Origin of the sequence: Streptomyces amakusaensis, from assembly GCF_039532665.1 — a bacterium.
GTDB lineage: Bacteria > Actinomycetota > Actinomycetes > Streptomycetales > Streptomycetaceae > Streptomyces > Streptomyces amakusaensis.
On sequence record NZ_BAAASB010000002.1, the window covers coordinates 475,040 to 495,738 of the forward strand.

The window sequence follows — 20,699 nt, forward strand, 5'->3', positions numbered from 1 at the left end:
CCGAGATCCACAACTGAGAGTTCCGGGCGTCACAGTCGGTGCCGGAGGTGGTGCCGACATGAACGCGACGGGGGCACTGGGGCGGTACGGCGAGGAGTTGGCGGCGCGGCTGCTGACCGAGGCCGGTATGACGGTTCTGGCGAGGAACTGGCGCTGTGGACGGGCCGGTGAGATCGACATCGTGGCTCGCGACGGCGACGCGGTGGTCGTCTGCGAGGTCAAGACCCGCAGACCCGGCCCGTTCGGACAGCCGATGGCGGCGATCACCCCGGCCAAGGCCGAGCGGCTGAGACGGCTCGCCGAGTGCTGGCTCCACCGGCACGGCGGAGCACCGCCCGGCGGCGCGCGGATCGACCTCGTCGGCGTCGTGCTGCCCCGGCACGGAGCGCCCCGGCTGGAGCACGCCCGGGGGGTGGCGTGATGGGGTTCGCCCGCACCTGCTCGGTGGCGCTGGTGGGCGTCGAGGGCGTGGTGGTGGAGGTCCAGGCCGATCTGGAGCGCGGGGTCGCCGCGTTCGCGCTGGTCGGGCTGCCGGACAAGAGCCTGGTGGAGAGCCGCGACCGGGTGCGGGCCGCCCTGGTCAACTCGGGTGCCGAGTGGCCCCAGATGAAGCTCACCGTGGGGCTCAGCCCGGCGTCCGTGCCCAAGAGCGGCAGCGGCTTCGACCTCGCCGTGGCCGCCGCGGTCCTCGCCGCTTCCGAGCGCCTCGACGCCGCCGCCATCGCCGATCTGGTCCTGATTGGCGAGCTGGGGCTCGACGGCCGGGTGCGGCCGGTGCGCGGGGTGCTGCCCGCCGTGCTCGCCGCCGCCGAGGCCGGATACCGGCATGTCGTCGTCCCGGAGCAGACCGCGGCGGAGGCCGCGCTGGTGCCCGGCGTCTCCGTGCTGGGCGTGCGGAGTCTGCGCCAGCTCATCGCCGTGCTCAACGACGAACCCGTACCGGAGGAGACACCGGTGCCCGAGGGCAGCCCCGACCCGATGCTGGCCGGGCTGATGGTCCCCGGCGCCGGGGTCGGCACCGGACTGGCCCCGGCCCCCGCCGACGGCCCCGATCTCGCCGATGTCGCGGGCCAGCACCTGGCCCGCAAGGCGCTGGAGGTCGCGGCGGCGGGCGGCCACCACCTGATGCTCCACGGGCCGCCGGGCGCGGGCAAGACCATGCTCGCCGAGCGGCTTCCCGGGGTGCTGCCCCCGCTGACCCGGCAGGAGTCCCTGGAGGTCACCGCCGTGCACTCGGTGGCCGGGATCCTGCCGCCCGGCCAGCCCCTGGTCCGTACGCCGCCGTACTGCGCGCCCCACCACTCCGCCACCATGCCCGCGCTGGTCGGCGGCGGAAACGGACTGCCCAGACCGGGCGCGGTCTCCCTGGCCCACCGGGGAGTGCTCTTTCTTGATGAGAGTCCAGAATTCGCCGGAAAGGCACTGGACGCTCTGCGGCAGCCGCTGGAGTCGGGACATGTGGTGGTGGCCCGCAGCGGGGGAGTGGTCCGGCTGCCCGCCCGCTTTCTGCTCGTCCTCGCCGCCAACCCCTGCCCCTGCGGCCGGTACGGCCTGCACGGCGGCGGCTGCGAGTGCCCGCCCGCCGTCATCCGCCGCTATCAGGCCCGGCTCTCCGGGCCGTTGCTCGACCGGGTCGACCTCCGGGTGCGGGTCGAGCCCGTCGACCGCGCCGACCTGCTGGGACCCGGCGGCGGGGGCGAGCCCACGGCGGTCGTCGCCGCCCGGGTGAGCGCCGCCCGCGACCGCGCCGCCGCCCGGCTGCGCGACACCGCCTGGACCGTCAACAGCGAGGTCCCCGGCCATGAGCTGCGCACCCGCTGGACCGTCGCCCCCGGAGCGCTCGCCGCGGCCGAGCGGGACATGGAGCGCGGACTGCTCACCGCGCGCGGCCTCGACCGCGTCCTCAGAATCGCCTGGACCCTCGCGGACCTCTCCGCCCGCGACCGCCCCGACGCCGCCGACATCGGACTCGCCCTCGAACTGCGCACGGGAGTGGCCCGAGGCGCGCCCGTCCCGGCCCAAGGGGGCGGAGCATGAGCGAACACCCGGGCCAGGAGGATCCCGAGCGGCTCGCCAGAGCCGCGCTGACCCGGGTGATCGAGCCCGGCGACGAACGCGGCGGCAAGTGGCTGCGCGAGCTGGGAGCGCAGGAGCTGATGGCCCGTCTCACCGCGCCCCCGGGCGAGGCGGCCGCACTGCCCGGGGCCACCGCCCGCCGCCTCGCGAGCTGGCGGGCCAGGGCCGCCACCGCCGACCCCCACCGCGACCTGGCCGCCGTCGCCGCCGCCGGCGGCCGGTTCGTCCACCCCGGCGACACCCGGTGGCCGACCCAGCTCGACGACCTCGGCGACGCCCGGCCCATCGGCCTCTGGACCAGGGGCCGGCCCGATCTGCGCACCTGGGCCGTGCGCTCCGTCGCCGTCGTCGGAGCCCGGGCCTGCACACCGTACGGCGCGCACATGGCCACCGCGCTCGGCGCGGGCCTCGCCGAGCGCGGCTGGGTCGTGGTCTCGGGAGCCGCCTTCGGCATCGACGGCGCTGCGCACCGGGGCGCGCTGGCCGCCGGCGGAGCCACCGTCGCGGTCCTCGCCTGCGGAGTGGACGTGCCCTACCCCCGGGGGCACACCGAGCTGATCCGGCGCATCGCCGAACAGGGCCTGGTCGTCGGGGAACTGCCGCCCGGCGACCACCCCACGCCCAGCAGATTCATCCTCCGCAACCGGGTGATCGCCGCGCTCACCCGGGGCACGGTGGTGGTGGAGGCCGAGCACCGCAGCGGCTCGCTCGTCACCGCCCGCTGCGCACAGCGGCTGTCCCGCCAGACCATGGGCGTCCCCGGCGCCGCCACCAGCGGTCTCTCCGCCGGAGTGCACGAACTGCTGCGGGGAGAGGCGGTGCTGGTCACCGACGCCGACGAAATCGTCGAACAGGTGGGGGACATGGGGGAGCTGGCCCCGAGCCGCCGGGGCCCGGTGCTCCCCCGGGATCTGCTCGACCCCGTGAGCGCGCGGATCCTCGAGGCGCTCCCGGCCCGGGGCGCGGCCGGCGGCGCGCAACTCGCCCGCGCCGCCGGGACGGCCCCCGACGAGACCCTCGCCGCGCTGTACGAGCTGCACGCGCTCGGGTTCGTCGAACGCCATGGCGAGGGCTGGCAGTTGACGCGACGGGCGATCCATCGCCCGAATACGCCGTGATCCAGGTGCTGACCTGCGGCATTCGGGTGAAATGACGGGGGCGGCGGAGCCACCGGAGAGCCTCGGGCGTCCTCGCGGGAGCGGAGCGGGGTGCGCACCGCCGCCCCCGCTCCGCGACCACGGAGAGATACCCCCGAGGAGGGGTGTTCCCCTGACCTTCGCCCACAGCGACCGCACAGTCACGCTACGCTCACCATTCCCGGCCAGAAGCTCGCCCGCTCCCCCTTCCGAGTCCCCTCACGGCAGAACGGCTCAAGGCAACGCATGCCCCAGCACACCTCCGGGTCTGACCGCGCGGCAGTGCCCCCCGCCGCCCGCGGCGCCGTGCGTCTCCCCGCTCCCACCTCGGTCGAGGAGTTGTGGCGGTCGTACAAGACCACCGGGGACGAGCGGCTGCGCGAGCAGTTGATCCTGCACTACTCACCGCTGGTGAAATATGTCGCGGGCCGGGTCAGCGTCGGACTGCCGCCCAATGTGGAGCAGGCGGACTTCGTCTCCTCCGGGGTCTTCGGACTCATCGACGCCATCGAGAAGTTCGACATCGAGCGGTCCATCAAGTTCGAGACCTACGCGATCACCCGGATCCGCGGCGCGATGATCGACGAACTCCGCGCGCTCGACTGGATCCCGCGCTCCGTCCGCCAGAAGGCCCGCGCCGTGGAGCGCGCCTACGCCACCCTGGAGGCCCAGCTCAGACGGACGCCCTCGGAGGGCGAGGTGGCCTCGGAGATGGGCATCGCCGTGGAGGAACTCCACGCGGTCTTCAGCCAGTTGTCACTGGCCAACGTTGTCGCGCTGGAGGAGCTGCTGCATGTCGGCGGCGAGGGCGGCGACCGGCTCAGTCTGATGGACACCCTGGAGGACACCGCCGCGGACAACCCGGTCGAGGTGGCCGAGGACCGGGAGCTGCGGCGGCTGCTCGCCCGCGCCATCAACACGCTGCCCGACCGCGAGAAGACCGTGGTCACCCTGTACTACTACGAGGGCCTCACCCTCGCCGAGATCGGGAATGTACTCGGAGTCACCGAGAGCAGGGTCAGTCAGATCCACACAAAATCGGTGCTCCAGCTGCGCGCGAAACTCGCCGACGTGGGGCGTTGACGCCCAACCGTGGCCGGGTCTTGCGTGGGATCCGTAAAGTGGAGACGTGCCCAGGATTCGAGCGGCCTCCGTGGCCGAGCACCGGACCATGCAGCGCGACGCCCTGCTCGACGCCGCGCGATCCCTGCTGTCCGAGGGAGGTACGGAGGCGCTGACCTTCCCCGCCCTCGCCGAGCGCACCGGTCTGGCCAGGTCGTCGGTGTACGAGTACTTCCGGTCACGGGCGGCGGTGGTCGAGGAGTTGTGCGCCGTCGACTTCCCCGTCTGGGCGGCCGAGGTCGAGACCGCGATGCGGGGGGCGGACACCGCCGCCGGCAAGATCGAGGCGTATGTGCGCCGGCAGCTGGACCTCGTGGGGGACCGGCGGCACCGCGCGGTGGTCGCCATCTCCGCGAGCGAGCTGGACGCCGGGGCGCGGGAGAAGATCCGCGCCGCCCACGGCGGACTGATCGCGATGATCGGCGAGGCCCTCGGGGAGCTGGGACACGAACAGCCCCGGCTCGCCGCGATGCTCCTCCAGGGCGTGGTCGACGCGGCGGTCCGCCGTATCGAGCTGGGCGTGGCCGAGGAGCCGGGAGTCATCGCCGACGCGGCGGTCTCCATGGCTCTCCGCGGCGTACTGGCCTGACGCCCGGGGCGTCCCCGTCCCGCCCGCCGTCGGCAGCAGCCTGGACGGAGCCCGGCGCAGCAGCTCCGGAGGGAGCAGCGAGAGCGGGTTCAGATACTCCCGCCCGCTCAGCAGCCCCCAGTGCAGACAGCCGGCCCCGCAGTGCGAGGGGCCCGGCGCGATCCGCCCCACCGGCTCGCCCGCCGCCGCCTCCGCCCCCACCGGGAGCAGCGCCAGAACCGGTTCGTAGGTGATCCGCAGCGGTCGGCCCCGGGCGCCGGGTGACGCGGTGAGAGTGATCGTGAGCACATCGCGACCCGCGACCCGGCCCGCGAAGGCGATCCGCCCGGCCGCCGCCGCGCGCACCTCGGTGCCCGGCGGGGCGGCCAGATCCACCCCTCGATGCCCGGGGCCGTAGGGCGACGAGGGCGGGACCCAGCCCCGTACGACCGCCGGGCGCGGCGGGCCCACCGGCCAGACCCCCCGGGCGACGGCGGCAGGGGCGGTGGCCGCGCCGCCGTCCGTACCGGCCCCGGAAAGGCCCGCGGCGCGCGGCGGCACCAGCGCGACCAGGGCCAGCAGGGCCAGCAGGGCCGGCAGAGACATCAGCGGCACCGGCTGCGACAGAGGAAGAATTCGTCCGCGACACATGCGCAGACCTTCCCGCGCCCGGCCGCAATCGGGTGGATCATGCTCCCGATCTGTGGGTTACCGGCAGGTTGTGGACAGTGCCGTCACCCGGCGCCGCGCCGGTCCCGTACACTTCTCATGGCGATCCGGGTCACCGGGTCGACTTCGCACGCCCCGCCACCACTCAGCTTCTCGCGGTTGGTGGCCGCGCTCCTCGGTCCTCTGTGGCACGGCGCGTCGGGGCGTCAGGACATAACCGAGAATCCAAGGAGATACGGCCATGGCCGTCGTCACGATGCGGGAGCTGCTGGAAAGCGGCGTCCACTTCGGTCACCAGACCCGTCGCTGGAACCCGAAGATGAAGCGCTTCATCTTCACCGAGCGCAACGGCATCTACATCATCGACCTGCTCCAGTCGCTGTCGTACATCGACCGCGCCTACGAGTTCGTCAAGGAGACCGTCGCCCACGGCGGCTCCATCATGTTCGTCGGCACCAAGAAGCAGGCCCAGGAGGCGATCGCCGAGCAGGCGACCCGCGTGGGCATGCCGTACGTCAACCAGCGCTGGCTGGGTGGCATGCTGACCAACTTCTCCACCGTCTACAAGCGTCTGCAGCGCCTCAAGGAGCTTGAGCAGATCGACTTCGAGGATGTGGCCGCGTCCGGCCTCACCAAGAAGGAGCTGCTGGTCCTCTCCCGCGAGAAGGCCAAGCTGGAGAAGACCCTCGGTGGTATCCGCGAGATGCAGAAGGTGCCCAGCGCCGTCTGGATCGTGGACACCAAGAAGGAGCACATCGCCGTCGGTGAGGCGCGCAAGCTCCACATCCCGGTCGTCGCGATCCTCGACACCAACTGCGACCCCGACGAGGTCGACTACAAGATCCCGGGCAACGACGACGCGATCCGCTCCGTCACCCTGCTCACCCGCGTGATCGCCGACGCCGTCGCCGAGGGCCTCATCGCCCGTTCCGGCGTGGCCACCGGTGACTCGAAGCCGGGCGAGAAGGCCGCCGGCGAGCCCCTCGCCGAGTGGGAGCGCGACCTGCTCGAGGGCGAGAAGAAGGCCGACTCCGAGACCGCTGACGAGAAGCCGGCCGAGGCCGCCGCCGACGCCGCCGTCGAGGAGACCCCCGCCGCTGCCGAGGCGCCCGCCGCCGAGGCCGCTGCCGAGGTCGAGCCGGCCGCGGACGCCGAGCAGGCCTGACCGCCTCGCACAGCTTCGGTAGGTGAACGGCGGGGGGCGGTGATGTATGCACCGGCCCCCGCCGCTCACCCGTAGATCGTCGGCAGACTCTCCGAACTGCGACTGATCTTCGAATTTCGACTTTTTCGAGAAGAGACTCAAGGACATGGCGAACTACACCGCCGCTGACGTCAAGAAGCTCCGCGAGCTGACCGGCGCCGGCATGATGGACTGCAAGAAGGCGCTGGTCGAGGCCGACGGCGACGTCGACAAGGCCGTTGAGGTGCTCCGCGTCAAGGGCCAGAAGGGCGTGGCCAAGCGCGAGAGCCGCAGTGCCGAGAACGGCGCCGTCGTCTCCCTCATCTCCGAGGACAAGACCTCCGGCGTTCTGCTTGAGCTGAAGTGCGAGACCGACTTCGTCGCCAAGGGCGACAAGTTCCAGGCCGTCGCCAACACGCTCGCCCAGCACGTCGCGGCCACCTCCCCGGCCGACCTCGAGGCCCTGCTGGCCTCCGAGATCGAGCCCGGCAAGACCGTCCAGGCCTACGTGGACGAGGCGAACGCCAACCTCGGCGAGAAGATCGTCCTGGACCGCTTCGCGCAGTTCTCCGGTGCTTACGTGGGTGTCTACCTGCACCGCACCATGCCCGACCTCCCGCCGCAGGTCGGCGTCCTGGTCGAGCTCTCCAAGGAGAACGCGGAGATCGCCAAGGACGTGGCGCAGCACATCACCGCGTTCTCCCCGAAGTACCTCACCCGTGACGAGGTGCCCGCCGACGTCGTCGAGAACGAGCGCCGCGTCGCCGAGGCCACCTCGCGTGAGGAGGGCAAGCCCGAGGCCGCCCTCCCGAAGATCGTCGAGGGTCGCGTCAACGGCTTCTTCAAGGAGGTCACCCTCCTCGACCAGCCGTTCGCGAAGGACAACAAGAAGTCCGTCAAGAAGATTCTTGACGAGGCCGGTGTCGAGCTGAAGCGCTTCGCGCGCATCCGCGTCGGCTCCTGAGCGAGTATTACGGCGAGTACGCGATCGGTCCGGGAGCCCGCTAGGGTTTCTCACGCCGCCGACGGCCGCGGGTTCCCCGCGGGCGCGCGGCGTCGCGATGCCGGACGAGCGCAGTTCTGACGAGGAGGCCATTGCCGACAGGGACACCAGCACCCAGGCGGCGATGGCCTTCTTCGTATGTGTACGAGGAGATCCCCATGAACAACGGCTCGGACGCCAACCAGGCAGCCGGCGACAACAGCGACCACGACGGGAACCATGACGTGAAGAAGGCGGCCGCCGGACGCTTCATGCTGAAGCTCTCCGGCGAGGCGTTCTCCGGCGGCGGAGGACTCGGCGTCGACCCCGATGTGGTGCACGCCATCGCTCGCGAGATCGCCGCGGTGGTCCGCGACGGCGCTCAGATCGCGATCGTCATCGGCGGCGGCAACTTCTTCCGGGGCGCGGAGCTTCAGGTGCGGGGCATGGACCGGGCCCGCTCCGACTACATGGGCATGCTCGGCACCGTGATGAACTGCCTCGCCCTCCAGGACTTCCTGGAGAAGGAGGGCATCGACTCCCGGGTCCAGACCGCCATCACCATGGGCCAGGTCGCGGAGCCGTACATCCCGCTGCGCGCCGTGCGCCATCTGGAGAAGGGCCGGGTCGTCATCTTCGGCGCCGGCATGGGCATGCCCTACTTCTCCACCGACACCACGGCCGCCCAGCGCGCGCTGGAGATCGACGCCGAGGCCCTGCTCATGGGCAAGAACGGCGTCGACGGGGTCTACGACTCCGACCCCAAGGCCAACCCGGACGCGGTCAAGTTCGACGCGCTGGAGTACGGCGAGGTGATCGCCCGGGACCTTCGGGTCGCGGACGCCACCGCCATCACCCTCTGCCGTGACAACGCCCTGCCGATCCTCGTCTTCGAGCTTCTCACCGAGGGCAATATCGCGCGGGCCGTCAAGGGTGAGAAGATCGGCACGCTCGTGAGCGACCAGGGCACCCGGACCTGACTCCCGGTACTCCAGTGACGGCCGGGTACGGCCGTCCGGGGATAGACAAACTCCTGCCGGTCGGACACCGTGCAGGGGAAGACGCGACAGAGTTCCGCCCGGCCCAGGCAATTTTCCCGTGGCCACTGGCACGGGGGAACGGCAGCCTACTCAAGACACGCAGGAGCAAGTGGTGATCGAAGAGACCCTCCTCGAGGCCGAGGAGAAGATGGAGAAGGCCGTCGTGGTCGCCAAGGAGGACTTCGCCGCGATCCGCACCGGCCGTGCGCACCCGGCGATGTTCAACAAGATCGTGGCCGACTACTACGGCGCGCTGACCCCGATCAACCAGCTCGCCTCGTTCTCGGTGCCGGAGCCCCGGATGGCCGTGGTGACCCCGTTCGACAAGACCGCGCTGCGCAACATCGAGCAGGCGATCCGCGACTCGGACCTCGGCGTCAACCCGAGCAACGACGGCAACATCATCCGAGTGACGTTCCCGGAGCTGACCGGAGAGCGCCGCCGCGAGTACATCAAGGTCGCCAAGACCAAGGCCGAGGACTCGAAGATCTCGATCCGCTCCGTGCGCCGCAAGGCCAAGGAGAGCATCGACAAGCTCGTCAAGGACGGCGAGGTCGGCGAGGACGACGGCCGCCGTGCCGAGAAGGAGCTCGACGACACCACGTCGAAGTATGTGGCGCAGGTCGACGAGCTGCTGAAGCACAAGGAAGCCGAGCTGCTCGAAGTCTGATGAACGACTCTTCCTGGGGGGCCCCGCCGAGGGCCGGCTTCGTCGGGGGCCCGCGACCGTCCGACCAGGGTCCTGTCTCGGCGGGTCCCGCATACGATGAGCATGTCGCACAGCAGACTCGGCCCATGCCCATCGTCCCGGACTTTCCCGACGCAGGTAGAGGCGCCGAAGACAGCGACGACCGCAACGGCCACGGCCACGGCCACGGCCGTCGCGACCGGGGGGCTGCTCCGCGCGGCGGCCCCCCGTTCCACGACCAGTCCCCGTCCCGGCAGGAGCCCATGGACGAGCCGCCCCCGCCGGCGTCCGGTCCGCCGAACCGCAGGCGGGGCAGAGGACAGCCGGGCGGATCCGCCAGGTCCGACGGCTCGGCGGACGCCGGGCGCGAGAAGAAGCGCGCCGGGCGTGATCTGAAGGCCGCCATAGGGGTCGGCGTCGGGCTCGGCGCGGTGATCGTGGCCTCGCTCTTCGTCGTCAGAGCGGTGTTCGTCGGTGTGATCGTGGTCGCCGTCGTCGTCGGGCTGTGGGAGCTGACCTCCCGCCTCCAGGAGCGCAAGCAGATCAAGGCGCCCCTGGTGCCGCTGGCGCTCGGCGGCGCGGCGATGGTCGTCGCCGGATATCTGCGGGGCGCGGAGGGCGCCTGGATCGTCATGGCGCTCACCGCTCTCGCGGTGCTTGTCTGGCGGATGACCGAGCCCCCCGAGGGATACCTCAGGGATGTCACCGCCGGTGTCTTCGCCGCGTTCTACGTGCCGTTCCTGGCCACGTTCGTGGCGCTGATGCTGGCGGCGGACGACGGCGCGGAGCGGGTGCTCACCTTCCTGCTGCTCACCGTGGTCAGCGACACCGGTGCGTACGCGGTGGGCTGGCGCTTCGGCAAGCACAAGCTCGCCCCGCGCATCAGCCCCGGCAAGACCCGCGAGGGCCTGTTCGGAGCCATGGCCTTCGCGATGGCGGCCGGTGTGCTCTGCATGGAGTTCCTGGTCGACGGCGGCACCTGGTGGCAGGGGCTGCTGCTGGGCCTCGCGGTCGCGGTCAGCGCCACCCTCGGCGATCTCGGCGAATCCATGATCAAGCGTGATCTCGGGATCAAGGACATGGGCACCCTGCTCCCCGGCCACGGGGGCATCATGGACCGCCTGGACTCGCTCCTGCCGACCGCTCCGGTGGTCTGGCTGCTGCTGGTGATCTTCGTAGGCAGCGGCTGACCTGCCTGTTCGCATCAACGTCCGTATCAAGGGGCTCGTCATCCACAGGGTGGCGAGCCCCTTGTCGTACTTCTGCGACACTGGAGAGACCATGCCCAAGCCCGGAGAATTGACCTTTGTCGCGCCCCGCGGAGCCAAGAAGCCCCCGCGGCACCTCGCCGACCTCACGCCCGCCGAGCGCAAGGACGCCGTCGCCGCGATCGGCGAGAAGCCGTTCCGCGCCAAGCAGCTCTCGCAGCACTACTTCGCGCGGTACGCCCACGACCCGGCCCAGTGGACCGACATCCCGGCCGCCGCGCGGGAGAAGCTCGCCTCCGAGCTGCTTCCCGATCTGATGTCCGTTCTGCGGCATGTCTCGTGCGACGACGACACCACCCGCAAGACGCTGTGGAAACTCCACGACGGGACCCTCGTGGAGTCCGTGCTGATGCGCTACCCGGACCGGGTGACGATGTGCATCTCCTCGCAGGCCGGCTGCGGGATGAACTGCCCCTTCTGCGCCACCGGGCAGGCGGGTCTCGACCGCAATCTGTCCACCGCCGAGATCGTCCACCAGATCGTCGACGGCATGCGCGCCCTGCGCGACGGCGAGGTCCCCGGCGGACCCGCCCGGCTCTCCAACATCGTCTTCATGGGGATGGGCGAGCCGCTGGCCAACTACAAGCGGGTCGTCGGCGCGATCCGCCGGCTCACCGACCCCGAGCCCGACGGGCTCGGCCTCTCCCAGCGCGGGATCACCGTCTCGACCGTCGGCCTGGTCCCCGCCATGCTGCGCTTCGCCGACGAGGGCTTCAAGTGCCGTCTCGCCGTCTCGCTGCACGCCCCGGACGACGAGCTGCGCGACACCCTCGTCCCGGTCAACACCCGCTGGAAGGTCCGCGAGGTCCTGGACGCCGCCTGGGAGTACGCGGAGAAGTCCGGCCGCCGTGTCTCCATCGAGTACGCCCTGATCCGCGACATCAACGACCAGGCCTGGCGCGGCGACCTCCTCGGCCGGCTGCTCAAGGGCAAGCGGGTCCATGTCAACCTGATCCCGCTCAACCCGACGCCGGGGTCCAAGTGGACCGCCTCCCGCCCGGAGGACGAGAAGGCGTTCGTCGAGGCGATCGCCGCCCACGGAGTGCCGGTGACCGTGCGTGACACCCGGGGCCAGGAGATCGACGGCGCGTGCGGACAGCTCGCCGCCGCCGAGCGCTGAGCCGTCCCCGTATCCGTGTGAAGGCCGTCGGACCGGTCCACCGACCCCGGTCCGCTCCGACGGCCGCCCCCCGGCCCTGCCGCCGTACGCCCCTGACCTTGTACTCTGGGCTCGAACATCCCCATGGATGACATCTTCATATTTTTCCGACAGGGGAGCGCCACAGCGCTGAGAGTGCGGTACCCGACAGACCGCAGACCCTCTGAACCTCGCCCAGGTCATTCTGGGTAGGAAGTTCGGTCGTTACTCAAGCTGTTGCGCCCTGCCCGGATTCTTCTCGGAGAACCGGCCGGGGCCGCGTCTCTTCCTGGTCCCTCCAGGAGGAATCTCAGTGAGAACCAAGAAGATCACCGTCACCGCGATCGCCGCGGCGCTGGGTGTCACCGCGCTCGCGGCCTGCGGCGGCGGCGAGCCCGCCGGGGACGGCGCGTCCGGCTCCACCGGCACCAAGTCCAAGACCGTGACCCTCGTCAGCCACTCCTCCTTCGCCGCCTCCGAGGCGGTCCTCAAGCAGTTCACCAAGGAGACCGGCTACCAGGTCAAGGTGCTCAAGAGCGACGACGCCGGCGCCGCCCTCAACAAGGAGATCCTCACCAAGGGCTCCCCGCAGGGCGATGTCTTCTTCGGCGTCGACAACACCCTGCTCTCCCGCGCCCTCGACAACGGACTCTTCACCCCGTATGAGGCCAAGGGCCTGGACCAGGTCGAGGCGGGCGTCCAGCTGGACGCGGGGAAGCACCGGGTCACCCCCGTGGACACCGGCGACGTCTGCGTCAACTACGACAAGAAGTACTTCGCCGACAAGAAGCTGGCTCCCCCGCGCACCTTCGACGACCTGATCAAGCCCGAGTACAAGGACCTCCTGGTCGTCGAGAACGCCGCCACCTCCTCGCCCGGCCTCGGCTTCGTCCTCGGCACCGTCGCCCGCTACGGGGACTCGGGCTGGCAGGACTACTGGAAGAAGCTCAAGGACAACGGCGTCGCCGTCGTCGACGGCTGGGACCAGGCCTACAACGAGGAGTTCTCCGGCTCGGCCGGCGGCAAGAAGGCCAAGGGCGACCGGCCGCTGGTCGTCTCCTACGCCTCCAGCCCGCCCGTGGAGGTCCTCTACGCGGAGCCCCGGCCCGAGAAGGCCCCCACCGGGGTCGCCACCGGGACCTGCTTCCGGCAGATCGAGTTCGCCGGACTGCTGACCGGCGCGAAGAACGAGGCGGGCGGCAAGGCGCTGCTGGACTTCCTGGTCTCCAAGACCTTCCAGGAGGACATGCCGCTCAACATGTTCGTCAACCCGGTCGTGAAGGGGGCGAAGCTGCCCGAGCTGTTCACCGAGTTCGGCGTGGTGATCGACAAGCCGTACACCGTGGCCCCCGACAAGATCGCCAAGAACCGTGAGCAGTGGGTTCAGTCGTGGTCCTCGCTCGTACTGAAGTAACCCGCGCCGCCCGCAGGGCCAGGGTGCGGGGAAACGCGGCGCGGCTCGGCCTGATGGCCGTGCCCGTCGCGTTCTTCGCCGTCTTCTTCGCCCATCCCGTCGCCGCCATCGTCGGACGCGGCCTCAGGGACGGCGGAGTGTGGCAGTTCGCCGGGGCCGCCGAGGTGCTCGGCCGCGCCGATCTCCAGCGGGTGCTCTGGTTCACCACCTGGCAGGCGCTCGCCTCCACCGCGCTCACCCTGCTGATCGCGCTGCCCGGAGCGTATGTCTTCGCCCGCTACGACTTCCCCGGCAAAAGACTGCTGAGGGCCGCCGTCACCGTGCCCTTCGTCCTGCCGACCGTCGTCGTCGGCAGCGCCTTCCTGGCACTGCTGGGCCGCGGCGGAGTGCTGGACGAGCTCTGGGGAATCCGGCTCGACACCAGCGTCTGGGCCATCCTGCTCGCCCATGTCTTCTTCAACTACGCGGTCGTCGTCAGGACCGTGGGCGGACTCTGGTCCCAGCTCGACCCGCGCCAGGAGGAGGCCGCCCGGGTCCTGGGCGCGGGACGGTTCACCGCCTGGCGGCGGGTGACGCTCCCCGCGCTCACCCCCGCCGTGGCCGCCGCCGCCCTGATGGTCTTCCTCTTCACCTTCACCTCCTTCGGCGTCGTCCAGATCCTCGGCGGACCGACCTACGCCACCCTGGAGGTGGAGATCTACCGGCAGACCGCCCAGCTGCTGGATCTGCGCACCGCCGCCGTGCTCACCCTGGTGCAGTTCGCGGCGGTCGGGGCCGTGCTCGCCGTCCACGCCAAGGCCGTGCGCCGCCGGGAGACCGCGCTGAGACTGGTCTCCCCCGCGCAGACCTCCCGGCCCCCGCGCGGCCTCGGCCGGCGCGCCCTGCTCGGCGCGGTGATCGCCACCATCGCGCTGCTCCTGCTGACCCCGCTCGCCGTGCTGGTCGAGCGGTCCTTCGACACCCCCGGCGGCTACGGCCTCGACTACTACCGGGCCCTCGGCACCCTCGACGAGCGCGGCGCGGCCTTCCTCGTACCGCCGATCGAAGCGGTCTGGAACTCCCTGCGGTACGCGCTGGCCGCCACCCTGATCGCGGTCACCGTCGGCGGGCTCGCCGCGGCCGCGCTCACCCGGCGGGCCGGCCGGCTGGTGCGCGGCTTCGACGCGCTGCTGATGCTGCCGCTCGGCGTCTCCGCCGTCACCGTCGGCTTCGGCTTCCTGATCACCCTGGACAAGCCGCCGCTGGACCTGCGGGCCTCCTGGATCCTGGTGCCCCTCGCACAGGCGCTGGTCGGCGTCCCCTTCGTCGTACGGACCATGCTGCCCGTGCTGCGCGCGGTGGACGGACGGCTGCGCGAGGCGGCGGCGGTACTCGGAGCCTCCCCCGCGCGGGTCTGGCGGGAGGTCGACTTCCCGATGGTCCGCAGGGCGCTGCTGATCGCCGCCGGATTCGCCTTCGCCGTCTCCCTCGGCGAATTCGGGGCCACCGTCTTCATCGCCAGACCCGACAATCCGACCCTTCCGGTGGCGGTGGCCCGCCTCCTCGGCCGCCCCGGCGAACTCAACTACGGACAGGCGATGGCCCTGAGCACGATCCTGATGGCCGTCTGCGCGGCGGCGCTGCTGTTGCTGGAGCGGACCAGGGTCCGCGGTTCCTCTGCTGGAGAGTTCTGATGGCGCTGCTCGCGCTCGACGGTGTGACCGTACGCTTCGGGGCCCGCGCGGCCCTCGACTCGGTGGACCTGGCGGTCGCCGAGCACGAGATCGTCTGCGTGCTCGGGCCGAGCGGCAGCGGCAAGTCCACCCTGCTGAGAGTGGTCGCCGGACTCCAGCCCGCCGACACCGGCCGGGTGCTGCTCGCGGGCGACGACCTGTCGGGGACGCCGGTGCACCGGCGCGGCGTCGGGCTGATGTTCCAGGACCATCAGCTCTTCCCCCAGCGCGACGTCGGCGGGAATGTCTCCTTCGGACTGCGGATGCGCGGCGCGGACCGCGCCGAACAGCGCCGCAGGGTCGCCGAGCTGCTGGAGCTGGTCGGCCTCCCCGGCGCGCAGGGCCGGGCCGTCGCCTCCCTCTCCGGCGGCGAGCAGCAGCGGGTCGCGCTGGCCCGCGCGCTGGCCCCCGAACCCCGGCTGCTGATGCTGGACGAGCCGCTCGGCCAGCTCGACCGGGGGCTGCGCGAGCGGCTCGTGATCGAGCTGCGGGAACTCTTCGGGCGGCTCGGCACCACCGTCCTCGCGGTCACCCACGACCAGGGCGAGGCCTTCGCGCTCGCCGACCGGGTGGTGGTGATGCGCGACGGCCGCATCGCCCAGGCGGGCACCCCGCTGGAGGTGTGGCGGCGGCCCGCCGACGAGTTCGTGGCCCGCTTCCTCGGCTTCGACAATGTGGTCGCCGCGAGGATCGCCGACGGTTTCGCCGACACCGTGTGGGGGCGGATCCCGGTGCCCGCCGGCTCCCCCGAGGGGGCGCGCGACCTCCTGGTGCGCCCGGCGGGCGTACGGATCACGGCGGCCGGGGGCGAGGGACCGGCGTATGTCGCGGAGTCCTGCACCTTCCGGGGCAACCATGTGGCGGTACGGCTGAGGCCGCCCGGCGGACCGCTTCTGGAAGCGGAGGTTCCGCTGCGGGACGCGCCCGAGGCGGGTGCCGAGGTCACGGTGGCCTTCGCCGCCGACGAGGTGGTCGTGCTCGGCTGACCCCGGACGCCGGGCCGGGCCGGCTCAGCCGTGGGTGCACGCCGCCGCGATCGCCGCGGCGTCCTCGACCACCCGGTAGCGGACGATCAGACCGTCCCGGACCGTCAGCCGCATGGTGAACGGTGAGCTGAACGACTTGCCCGTGGCCCGGACCGTCCCCGCGAGCCGCCCGCCGAGCAGGGCCTCCTCGCCGTCCACGGCGATCGTGTCGACGGAGGTGCCGGCCGGGTCGGCCCGCTGGCCCGCGGCCAGCTCACGGAAGTGGTCGGCGACATCGGCCCTGGTGCGGCGCGGCCTGATCCAGGGCACCGCCGGATTCTCGGCGATCACCCAGTCCACCCGCTCCGCGAACAGCTCCGCGATCCTGCCGGGGTCGCCCTCCTGGACCCGGGCCAGAAACGCCAGCACGGTCGTCCTGGTCGGCTCCCCGGCCTCGCTCGCCCGGTTCGTGTCGCCGGTCGTGGTGCGTACGGCTGTGCTCATGCGCGCTGTCTCCCTCGGGCCGTCGGCCGCCGGGGCTCCGCCGCCCGGCTTCGTACCGATCCTGCCGCGCGCCGCCGGAGCGGTCGATGACCCCGGAGGTAAGGGGGGCGCGCTCAGCGGGCCAGCGGCACCGCCGCCAGCGTCGCCACCGCCCAGGTCACGGGGGTGAGGACGAGCAGGAGCGCCACCACCCGCAGCAGCGCGGCCAGCCGCAGGGTTCCCGCCGAGGCCCCCAGCCGGCGCAGATTCTCCGTGGCGGCCGAGCGGGACTGGCGGGCCTGGACCGCCGAGGTGATCAGGGTGGCCGCCGTGCAGGAGATCACCAGGGTCGCGCCCAGGCCGGTCAGCGGACCGAAGGGGTGCGGGCCGGTGTCGTACAGCGTCCATACCGTGATCACCGCCGACGCGACCGCGCACACCACCCCCAGCGGGCGGCCGATCCTGCGCGACTCCTCCATCAGGATCCGGCCGGCCAGCAGCCGGGCCGCGCCCGGCCGGCGCGCCTGGAGGAGACGGCCGCAGAAGTGGGTGAGGGCGGGTCCCGCGAGCGCGAGCCCGACGGCGGTGAGGGCCCAGCCCAGCAGTGAGCCGGCCGGATGGCCGTCGAACTGGCCGGGCAGCGGCAGCGAGACGCCCCGGTCGGAGCGGGCCGCGTAGGTGCCGACCGCCAGACCCGCCGTGGTCAGCGCGCACCCCCAGGGCAGCCCGCCCGGCGGCCGTGCCGGAGCGGCTGCCTCCGGTGCTTCGGCCGGTGCCGAGGGGCCGCGCGGGCGCAGTGCCAGCGCCGCCGCGAGAGTGGTGCTGAACGGCACCAGCGCCAGCAGGATCAGGGCCGCGCCGGTGGGCAGCGGCCGTCCCGAGGCGAGCGGTTCCGCCGCCGCGCCGTCGAACGGCAGCCCGGTCAGATCCCCGCGCAGATGGAGGAAGAACAGCAGGGCGAGCGCACTGCCGAGGGTGCCCGCCACCGCGGTGGAGACCGCCGCGAGCACGGCCAGCCGGCCGGGCCCGAGCCCCACCGCGGAGAGCCCGGTACGGGGGCGGGTGGCCGGATCCGTACGCGCCACCACCACCGCCAGATGCACCGTGGCGGCCAGCGGCAGCGCGCACCAGAGCAGCCGTTGCAGGGACGCGGCGGAGTCGCCGGGGTGGGCGAGCGCATGGGTCAGCGAGCTGAGCAGCAGAAATCCGACCCCGGCCGATGCCGCCGCGACCAGCAGCCGGCGCAGCAGCACCAGGGGGTGGGAGCCTCGGGTCAGACGGAGAGCGAGCACTCGGCCTGGCCTTCCGCGTCGGCGGCTTCCGGAGCGTCGGTCCGTCTGCCGTCGAGGAGTGTGACGGTGCGGTCGGCGAGCGCCGCGACCTCCGGGTCGTGGCTGGCGAGTACGACGGTGATCCGGTGCGAGCGGGCGGCGGCGAGCAGGGTGCGCAGCACCAGGGCCCGGTCGGCGCGGTGCAGCGTCGCCGTCGGTTCGTCGGCGAAGAGCACCGAGGGCACCGCGATCAGCGCCCGCGCGGTGGCGGTCCGCTGGCGCTGCGGCTGGGTGAGGGTGTGCGGCCGGCGGTTGGCGTGCGCGCTGATGTCCAGATGCTCCAGCCACTCCAGCGCGGCGGCTCTGGCCTGCCGGTGCGGGGTGCCGCGCAGCAGCAGCGGCAGGGCGGCGTTCTCCCACACGGTCAGCTCCGGCACGAGCGAGGGCTCGGGGCCGATCCAGCCGAAGCGCTCCCGGCGCAGCCGCTCGCGCCGGAGCGCGGTGAGGGTGTGCACGGGGGAGCCGTTGAACCACACCTCGCCCTCGTCCGGGACGGTCTGGCCGGAGAGGCAGCGCAGCAGGGTGGTCTTCCCGCTGCCGCGCGGTCCGCACACGGCGAGGATCTCGCCCTCCCCGATCCCGAGCGAGACGCCCGCGAGCGCGGGTGATCCGGTGTGGGAGTGATGGAGCGAGAGCGCCCGGAGCGCGTCGTCGTCCGGCGGGGCCACCATGGCGTACACCTCGGTTCTGATCGGATTCGGCTTCCCCGTACGGGGGAACGACGTCAGGGCCGATCGGTCACTCGCACGCTGGGACCTGTCCGAGGAACCGTAAGGCTCGCCGGAGGCCCGCTCCGGGCATACACACGGCCCGGGTACGCGCCATCCACTCGGATGGGTGTACCCGGGCCGGGTGTGCCACGGATCGGGGCCGGGATCAGAGCTTGGTCCAGGCCTCCGTGAGGACGGTCCGCAGCACCTGCTCGATCTCGTCGAAGGTGGTCTGGTCGGCGATCAGCGGCGGCGCGAGCTGGATCACCGGGTCGCCGCGGTCGTCGGCCCGGCAGTACAGGCCGTTGTCGTAGAGCGCCTTGGAGAGGAAGCCGTAGAGCACGCGCTCCGTCTCCTCGTCGGTGAAGCTCTCCTTGGTGGTCTTGTCCTTCACCAGCTCGATGCCGTAGAAGAAGCCGTTGCCCCGGACGTCGCCGACGATCGGCAGGTCGTGGAGCTTCTCCAGGGTGGCCTTGAACGCGCCCTCGTTGTCCAGGACGTGCTGGTTGAGGCCCTCGCGGTCGAAGATGTCGAGGTTGGCGAGGCCGACGGCGGCGGAGACCGGGTGGCCGCCGAAGGTGTAGCCGTGGAGGAAGGTGTTGTCGCCCCGGTAGAACGGCTCGGCGAGCTTGTCGGAGATGATGCACGCGCCGATGGGGGAGTAGCCCGAGGTCATGCCCTTGGCGCAGGTGATCATGTCCGGTATGTAGCCGAACTTGTCACAGGCGAAGGTGGTGCCCAGCCGGCCGAAGGCGCAGATGACCTCGTCGGAGACGAGCAGTACGTCGTACTGGTCGCAGATCTCGCGGACGCGCTGGAAGTAGCCGGGCGGCGGCGGGAAGCAGCCGCCGGCGTTCTGCACGGGCTCCAGGAAGACGGCCGCGACGGTGTCCGCGCCCTCGAAGAGGATCTCCTGCTCGATCTGGTCGGCGGCCCAGCGGCCGAAGGCCTCGGGGTCGTCGCCGTGGATCGGGGCGCGGTAGATGTTGGTGTTGGGCACCTTGTGCGCGCCGGGGACCAGCGGCTCGAAGGGGGCCTTGAGGGCGGGCAGGCCGGTGATGGACAGGGCGCCCTGCGGGGTGCCGTGGTAGGCGACCGCGCGCGAGATGACCTTGTACTTGGTGTGGTGGCCCTTCAGCTTCCAGTACTGCTTGGCGAGCTTCCAGGCGGTCTCCACCGCCTCGCCGCCGCCGGTGGTGAAGAAGACCTTGTTGAGGTCGCCGGGGGCCTCGTGCGCCAGCCGCTCGGCCAGCTCGACGGCCTTGGGGTGGGCGTAGGACCACACCGGGAAGAAGGCCAGCTCCTGGGCCTGCTTGAAGGCGGTCTCGGCCAGCTCGGTGCGGCCGTGGCCCGCGTTGACCACGAAGAGGCCGGCCAGGCCGTCGATGTAGCGCTTGCCCTTGTCGTCGAAGATGTAGGTGCCCTCGCCGCGGACGATGGTCGGCACGGGCGAGTTCTCGTACGACGACATGCGGGTGAAGTGCATCCACAGGTGGTCGTAGGCGGTCTTGGAGAGGTCCTTGCTCACGGCTATCGGGTTCCCCACATGTAGGTCTGCTTCTTGAGCTTGAGGTAGACGAAGCTCTCGGTGGACCGCACACCGGGGAGCGCGCGAATCCGTTTGTTGATCACTTCGAGCAGGTGGTCGTCGTCCTCGCAGACGACCTCCACCATCAGGTCGAAGGAGCCCGCGGTCATCACCACGTACTCGCATTCGGCCATGGCCGTCAGCGCGTCCGCCACCGGGTCGAGGTCGCCCTCGACCCGGACGCCGACCATCGCCTGCCGGCGGAAGCCCACGGTGAGCGGGTCCGTGACGGCGACGATCTGCATCACGCCCTGGTCGAGCAGTTTCTGGACGCGCTGCCGTACGGCGGCCTCGGACAGGCCCACGGCCTTGCCGATCGCCGCGTAGGGACGGCGACCGTCCTCCTGGAGCTGCTCGATGATCGCGAGGGAGACGGCGTCGATCGTCGGGGACGATCCGCTTCCGCTCCTGGTGTCTGCGCTTCGACTGGCCACAGAGCCACCATGCACCGGGACTCGTCTGTCTCGCAAGCCCAGAGTGATGAAATTCGTTGTCTGGGGGTACTGATACCGCTGAATCCGCAGATGGCGTGGGGCGGGCCTGTCGAAAGCGTCGCTTCTGCGGCTAGGGTGGGCTTTCTGGGGCGGGTTGTCTCACCCATTGGACCGACCGTCGGAGAAACAGAA

General features: G+C 71.6%; 19 protein-coding genes and 1 pseudogene. 14 read left to right on the plus strand and 6 right to left on the minus strand.

The window, feature by feature from the left end:
• Positions 1–58: 58 nt before the first annotated feature.
• The 5 genes from ABD371_RS04690 to ABD371_RS04710 all read left to right on the plus strand — a co-directional run bounded on the left by ABD371_RS04690 (position 59) and on the right by ABD371_RS04710 (position 4,923).
• Positions 59–421, plus strand: coding sequence for a YraN family protein (locus tag ABD371_RS04690; protein ID WP_190125192.1), 363 nt, complete (start codon positions 59–61; stop codon positions 419–421).
• A complete protein-coding gene (locus tag ABD371_RS04695) occupies positions 421–2,037 on the plus strand; it encodes a YifB family Mg chelatase-like AAA ATPase (RefSeq protein WP_344472991.1) in 1,617 nt (538 codons plus the stop codon). The genes ABD371_RS04690 and ABD371_RS04695 overlap by 1 nt, the downstream gene beginning before the upstream one ends.
• Complete coding sequence (dprA, locus tag ABD371_RS04700; protein ID WP_344472993.1) at positions 2,034–3,194, plus strand: DNA-processing protein DprA; 1,161 nt, start codon at positions 2,034–2,036, stop codon at positions 3,192–3,194. Before ABD371_RS04695 ends, dprA begins: the two co-directional genes overlap by 4 nt.
• Positions 3,195–3,458: 264 nt before the next feature.
• A complete protein-coding gene (gene whiG, locus ABD371_RS04705) occupies positions 3,459–4,295 on the plus strand; it encodes an RNA polymerase sigma factor WhiG (protein WP_190125195.1) in 837 nt (278 codons plus the stop codon).
• Between the two features lie 70 nt (positions 4,296–4,365).
• Positions 4,366–4,923 carry a TetR/AcrR family transcriptional regulator gene (locus tag ABD371_RS04710; protein ID WP_190125277.1) on the plus strand — a complete coding sequence of 186 codons (558 nt, stop codon included), beginning with the start codon at positions 4,366–4,368 and terminating at the stop codon, positions 4,921–4,923.
• 144 nt (positions 4,924–5,067) lie between these two features.
• Here ABD371_RS04710 and ABD371_RS04715 read toward each other — a convergent pair.
• A pseudogene (locus ABD371_RS04715) lies at positions 5,068–5,553 on the minus strand (M23 family metallopeptidase); the annotation flags it as partial.
• Positions 5,554–5,812: 259 nt separating this feature from the next.
• On the opposite strand from ABD371_RS04715, the gene rpsB reads away from it, so the two are divergent.
• The 9 genes from rpsB (at position 5,813) to ABD371_RS04760 (ending at position 15,982) form a co-directional block, all read left to right on the plus strand.
• The gene (rpsB, locus tag ABD371_RS04720; RefSeq protein ID WP_344472996.1) at positions 5,813–6,736 is read left to right on the plus strand and encodes a 30S ribosomal protein S2; all 924 of its coding nucleotides are present in this window, start codon (positions 5,813–5,815) and stop codon (positions 6,734–6,736) included.
• A 145-nt stretch (positions 6,737–6,881) separates the two neighbouring features.
• Positions 6,882–7,718, plus strand: a complete 837-nt coding sequence (gene tsf, locus ABD371_RS04725; protein ID WP_190125197.1) for a translation elongation factor Ts — start codon at positions 6,882–6,884, stop codon at positions 7,716–7,718.
• 197 nt (positions 7,719–7,915) lie between these two features.
• Positions 7,916–8,716 (plus strand): UMP kinase, encoded by an 801-nt coding sequence (gene pyrH / locus ABD371_RS04730; RefSeq protein WP_190125198.1) that lies wholly within the window; start codon positions 7,916–7,918, stop codon positions 8,714–8,716.
• Positions 8,717–8,888: 172 nt separating this feature from the next.
• Positions 8,889–9,446, plus strand: coding sequence for a ribosome recycling factor (gene frr, locus ABD371_RS04735; RefSeq protein ID WP_190125199.1), 558 nt, complete (start codon positions 8,889–8,891; stop codon positions 9,444–9,446).
• Positions 9,446–10,654: a phosphatidate cytidylyltransferase gene (locus tag ABD371_RS04740; RefSeq protein ID WP_344473001.1), complete on the plus strand. Its 1,209-nt coding sequence runs from the start codon at positions 9,446–9,448 to the stop codon at positions 10,652–10,654. Before frr ends, ABD371_RS04740 begins: the two co-directional genes overlap by 1 nt.
• Positions 10,655–10,745: 91 nt before the next feature.
• Positions 10,746–11,852 (plus strand): dual-specificity RNA methyltransferase RlmN, encoded by a 1,107-nt coding sequence (rlmN, locus tag ABD371_RS04745; protein WP_344473004.1) that lies wholly within the window; start codon positions 10,746–10,748, stop codon positions 11,850–11,852.
• A 331-nt stretch (positions 11,853–12,183) separates the two neighbouring features.
• On the plus strand, positions 12,184–13,284 hold the full coding sequence (locus tag ABD371_RS04750; protein WP_344473006.1) for a thiamine ABC transporter substrate-binding protein: 1,101 nt from the start codon (positions 12,184–12,186) through the stop codon (positions 13,282–13,284).
• Complete coding sequence (locus tag ABD371_RS04755) at positions 13,260–14,957, plus strand: ABC transporter permease (protein ID WP_381734772.1); 1,698 nt, start codon at positions 13,260–13,262, stop codon at positions 14,955–14,957. The genes ABD371_RS04750 and ABD371_RS04755 overlap by 25 nt, the downstream gene beginning before the upstream one ends.
• Complete coding sequence (locus tag ABD371_RS04760) at positions 14,957–15,982, plus strand: ABC transporter ATP-binding protein (RefSeq protein ID WP_344473008.1); 1,026 nt, start codon at positions 14,957–14,959, stop codon at positions 15,980–15,982. Before ABD371_RS04755 ends, ABD371_RS04760 begins: the two co-directional genes overlap by 1 nt.
• A gap of 24 nt (positions 15,983–16,006) precedes the next feature.
• Here ABD371_RS04760 and ABD371_RS04765 read toward each other — a convergent pair whose 3' ends face one another.
• The 5 genes from ABD371_RS04765 to ABD371_RS04785 all read right to left on the minus strand — a co-directional run bounded on the left by ABD371_RS04765 (position 16,007) and on the right by ABD371_RS04785 (position 20,507).
• Positions 16,007–16,465, minus strand: a complete 459-nt coding sequence (locus tag ABD371_RS04765; RefSeq protein ID WP_344473011.1) for a nuclear transport factor 2 family protein — start codon at positions 16,463–16,465, stop codon at positions 16,007–16,009.
• A 113-nt stretch (positions 16,466–16,578) separates the two neighbouring features.
• Positions 16,579–17,736, minus strand: coding sequence for a hypothetical protein (locus tag ABD371_RS04770; protein WP_344473013.1), 1,158 nt, complete (start codon positions 17,734–17,736; stop codon positions 16,579–16,581).
• Positions 17,718–18,446 (minus strand): ABC transporter ATP-binding protein, encoded by a 729-nt coding sequence (locus ABD371_RS04775; RefSeq protein WP_344473015.1) that lies wholly within the window; start codon positions 18,444–18,446, stop codon positions 17,718–17,720. Before ABD371_RS04775 ends, ABD371_RS04770 begins: the two co-directional genes overlap by 19 nt.
• Positions 18,447–18,651: 205 nt before the next feature.
• Entirely contained in the window at positions 18,652–20,031 is a 1,380-nt protein-coding gene (locus ABD371_RS04780) for an aspartate aminotransferase family protein (protein ID WP_344473017.1), read from the minus strand.
• Positions 20,016–20,507, minus strand: a complete 492-nt coding sequence (locus ABD371_RS04785; protein WP_190125208.1) for an Lrp/AsnC family transcriptional regulator — start codon at positions 20,505–20,507, stop codon at positions 20,016–20,018. The genes ABD371_RS04780 and ABD371_RS04785 overlap by 16 nt, the downstream gene beginning before the upstream one ends.
• Positions 20,508–20,699 lie beyond the last annotated feature (192 nt).

Bases quoted from the DNA above. Each gene is read 5' to 3' on its own strand.
- ABD371_RS04690 (WP_190125192.1), top strand. From the start codon at position 59: ATGAACGCGACGGGGGCACTGGGGCGGTACGGCGAGGAGTTGGCGGCG.
- ABD371_RS04695 (WP_344472991.1), top strand. From the start codon at position 421: ATGGGGTTCGCCCGCACCTGCTCGGTGGCGCTGGTGGGCGTCGAGGGC.
- dprA (WP_344472993.1), top strand. From the start codon at position 2,034: ATGAGCGAACACCCGGGCCAGGAGGATCCCGAGCGGCTCGCCAGAGCC.
- whiG (WP_190125195.1), top strand. From the start codon at position 3,459: ATGCCCCAGCACACCTCCGGGTCTGACCGCGCGGCAGTGCCCCCCGCC.
- rpsB (WP_344472996.1), top strand. From the start codon at position 5,813: ATGGCCGTCGTCACGATGCGGGAGCTGCTGGAAAGCGGCGTCCACTTC.
- tsf (WP_190125197.1), top strand. From the start codon at position 6,882: ATGGCGAACTACACCGCCGCTGACGTCAAGAAGCTCCGCGAGCTGACC.
- pyrH (WP_190125198.1), top strand. From the start codon at position 7,916: ATGAACAACGGCTCGGACGCCAACCAGGCAGCCGGCGACAACAGCGAC.
- ABD371_RS04740 (WP_344473001.1), top strand. From the start codon at position 9,446: ATGAACGACTCTTCCTGGGGGGCCCCGCCGAGGGCCGGCTTCGTCGGG.
- rlmN (WP_344473004.1), top strand. From the start codon at position 10,746: ATGCCCAAGCCCGGAGAATTGACCTTTGTCGCGCCCCGCGGAGCCAAG.
- ABD371_RS04760 (WP_344473008.1), top strand. From the start codon at position 14,957: ATGGCGCTGCTCGCGCTCGACGGTGTGACCGTACGCTTCGGGGCCCGC.
- ABD371_RS04765 (WP_344473011.1), bottom strand. From the start codon at position 16,465: ATGAGCACAGCCGTACGCACCACGACCGGCGACACGAACCGGGCGAGC.
- ABD371_RS04775 (WP_344473015.1), bottom strand. From the start codon at position 18,446: ATGGTGGCCCCGCCGGACGACGACGCGCTCCGGGCGCTCTCGCTCCAT.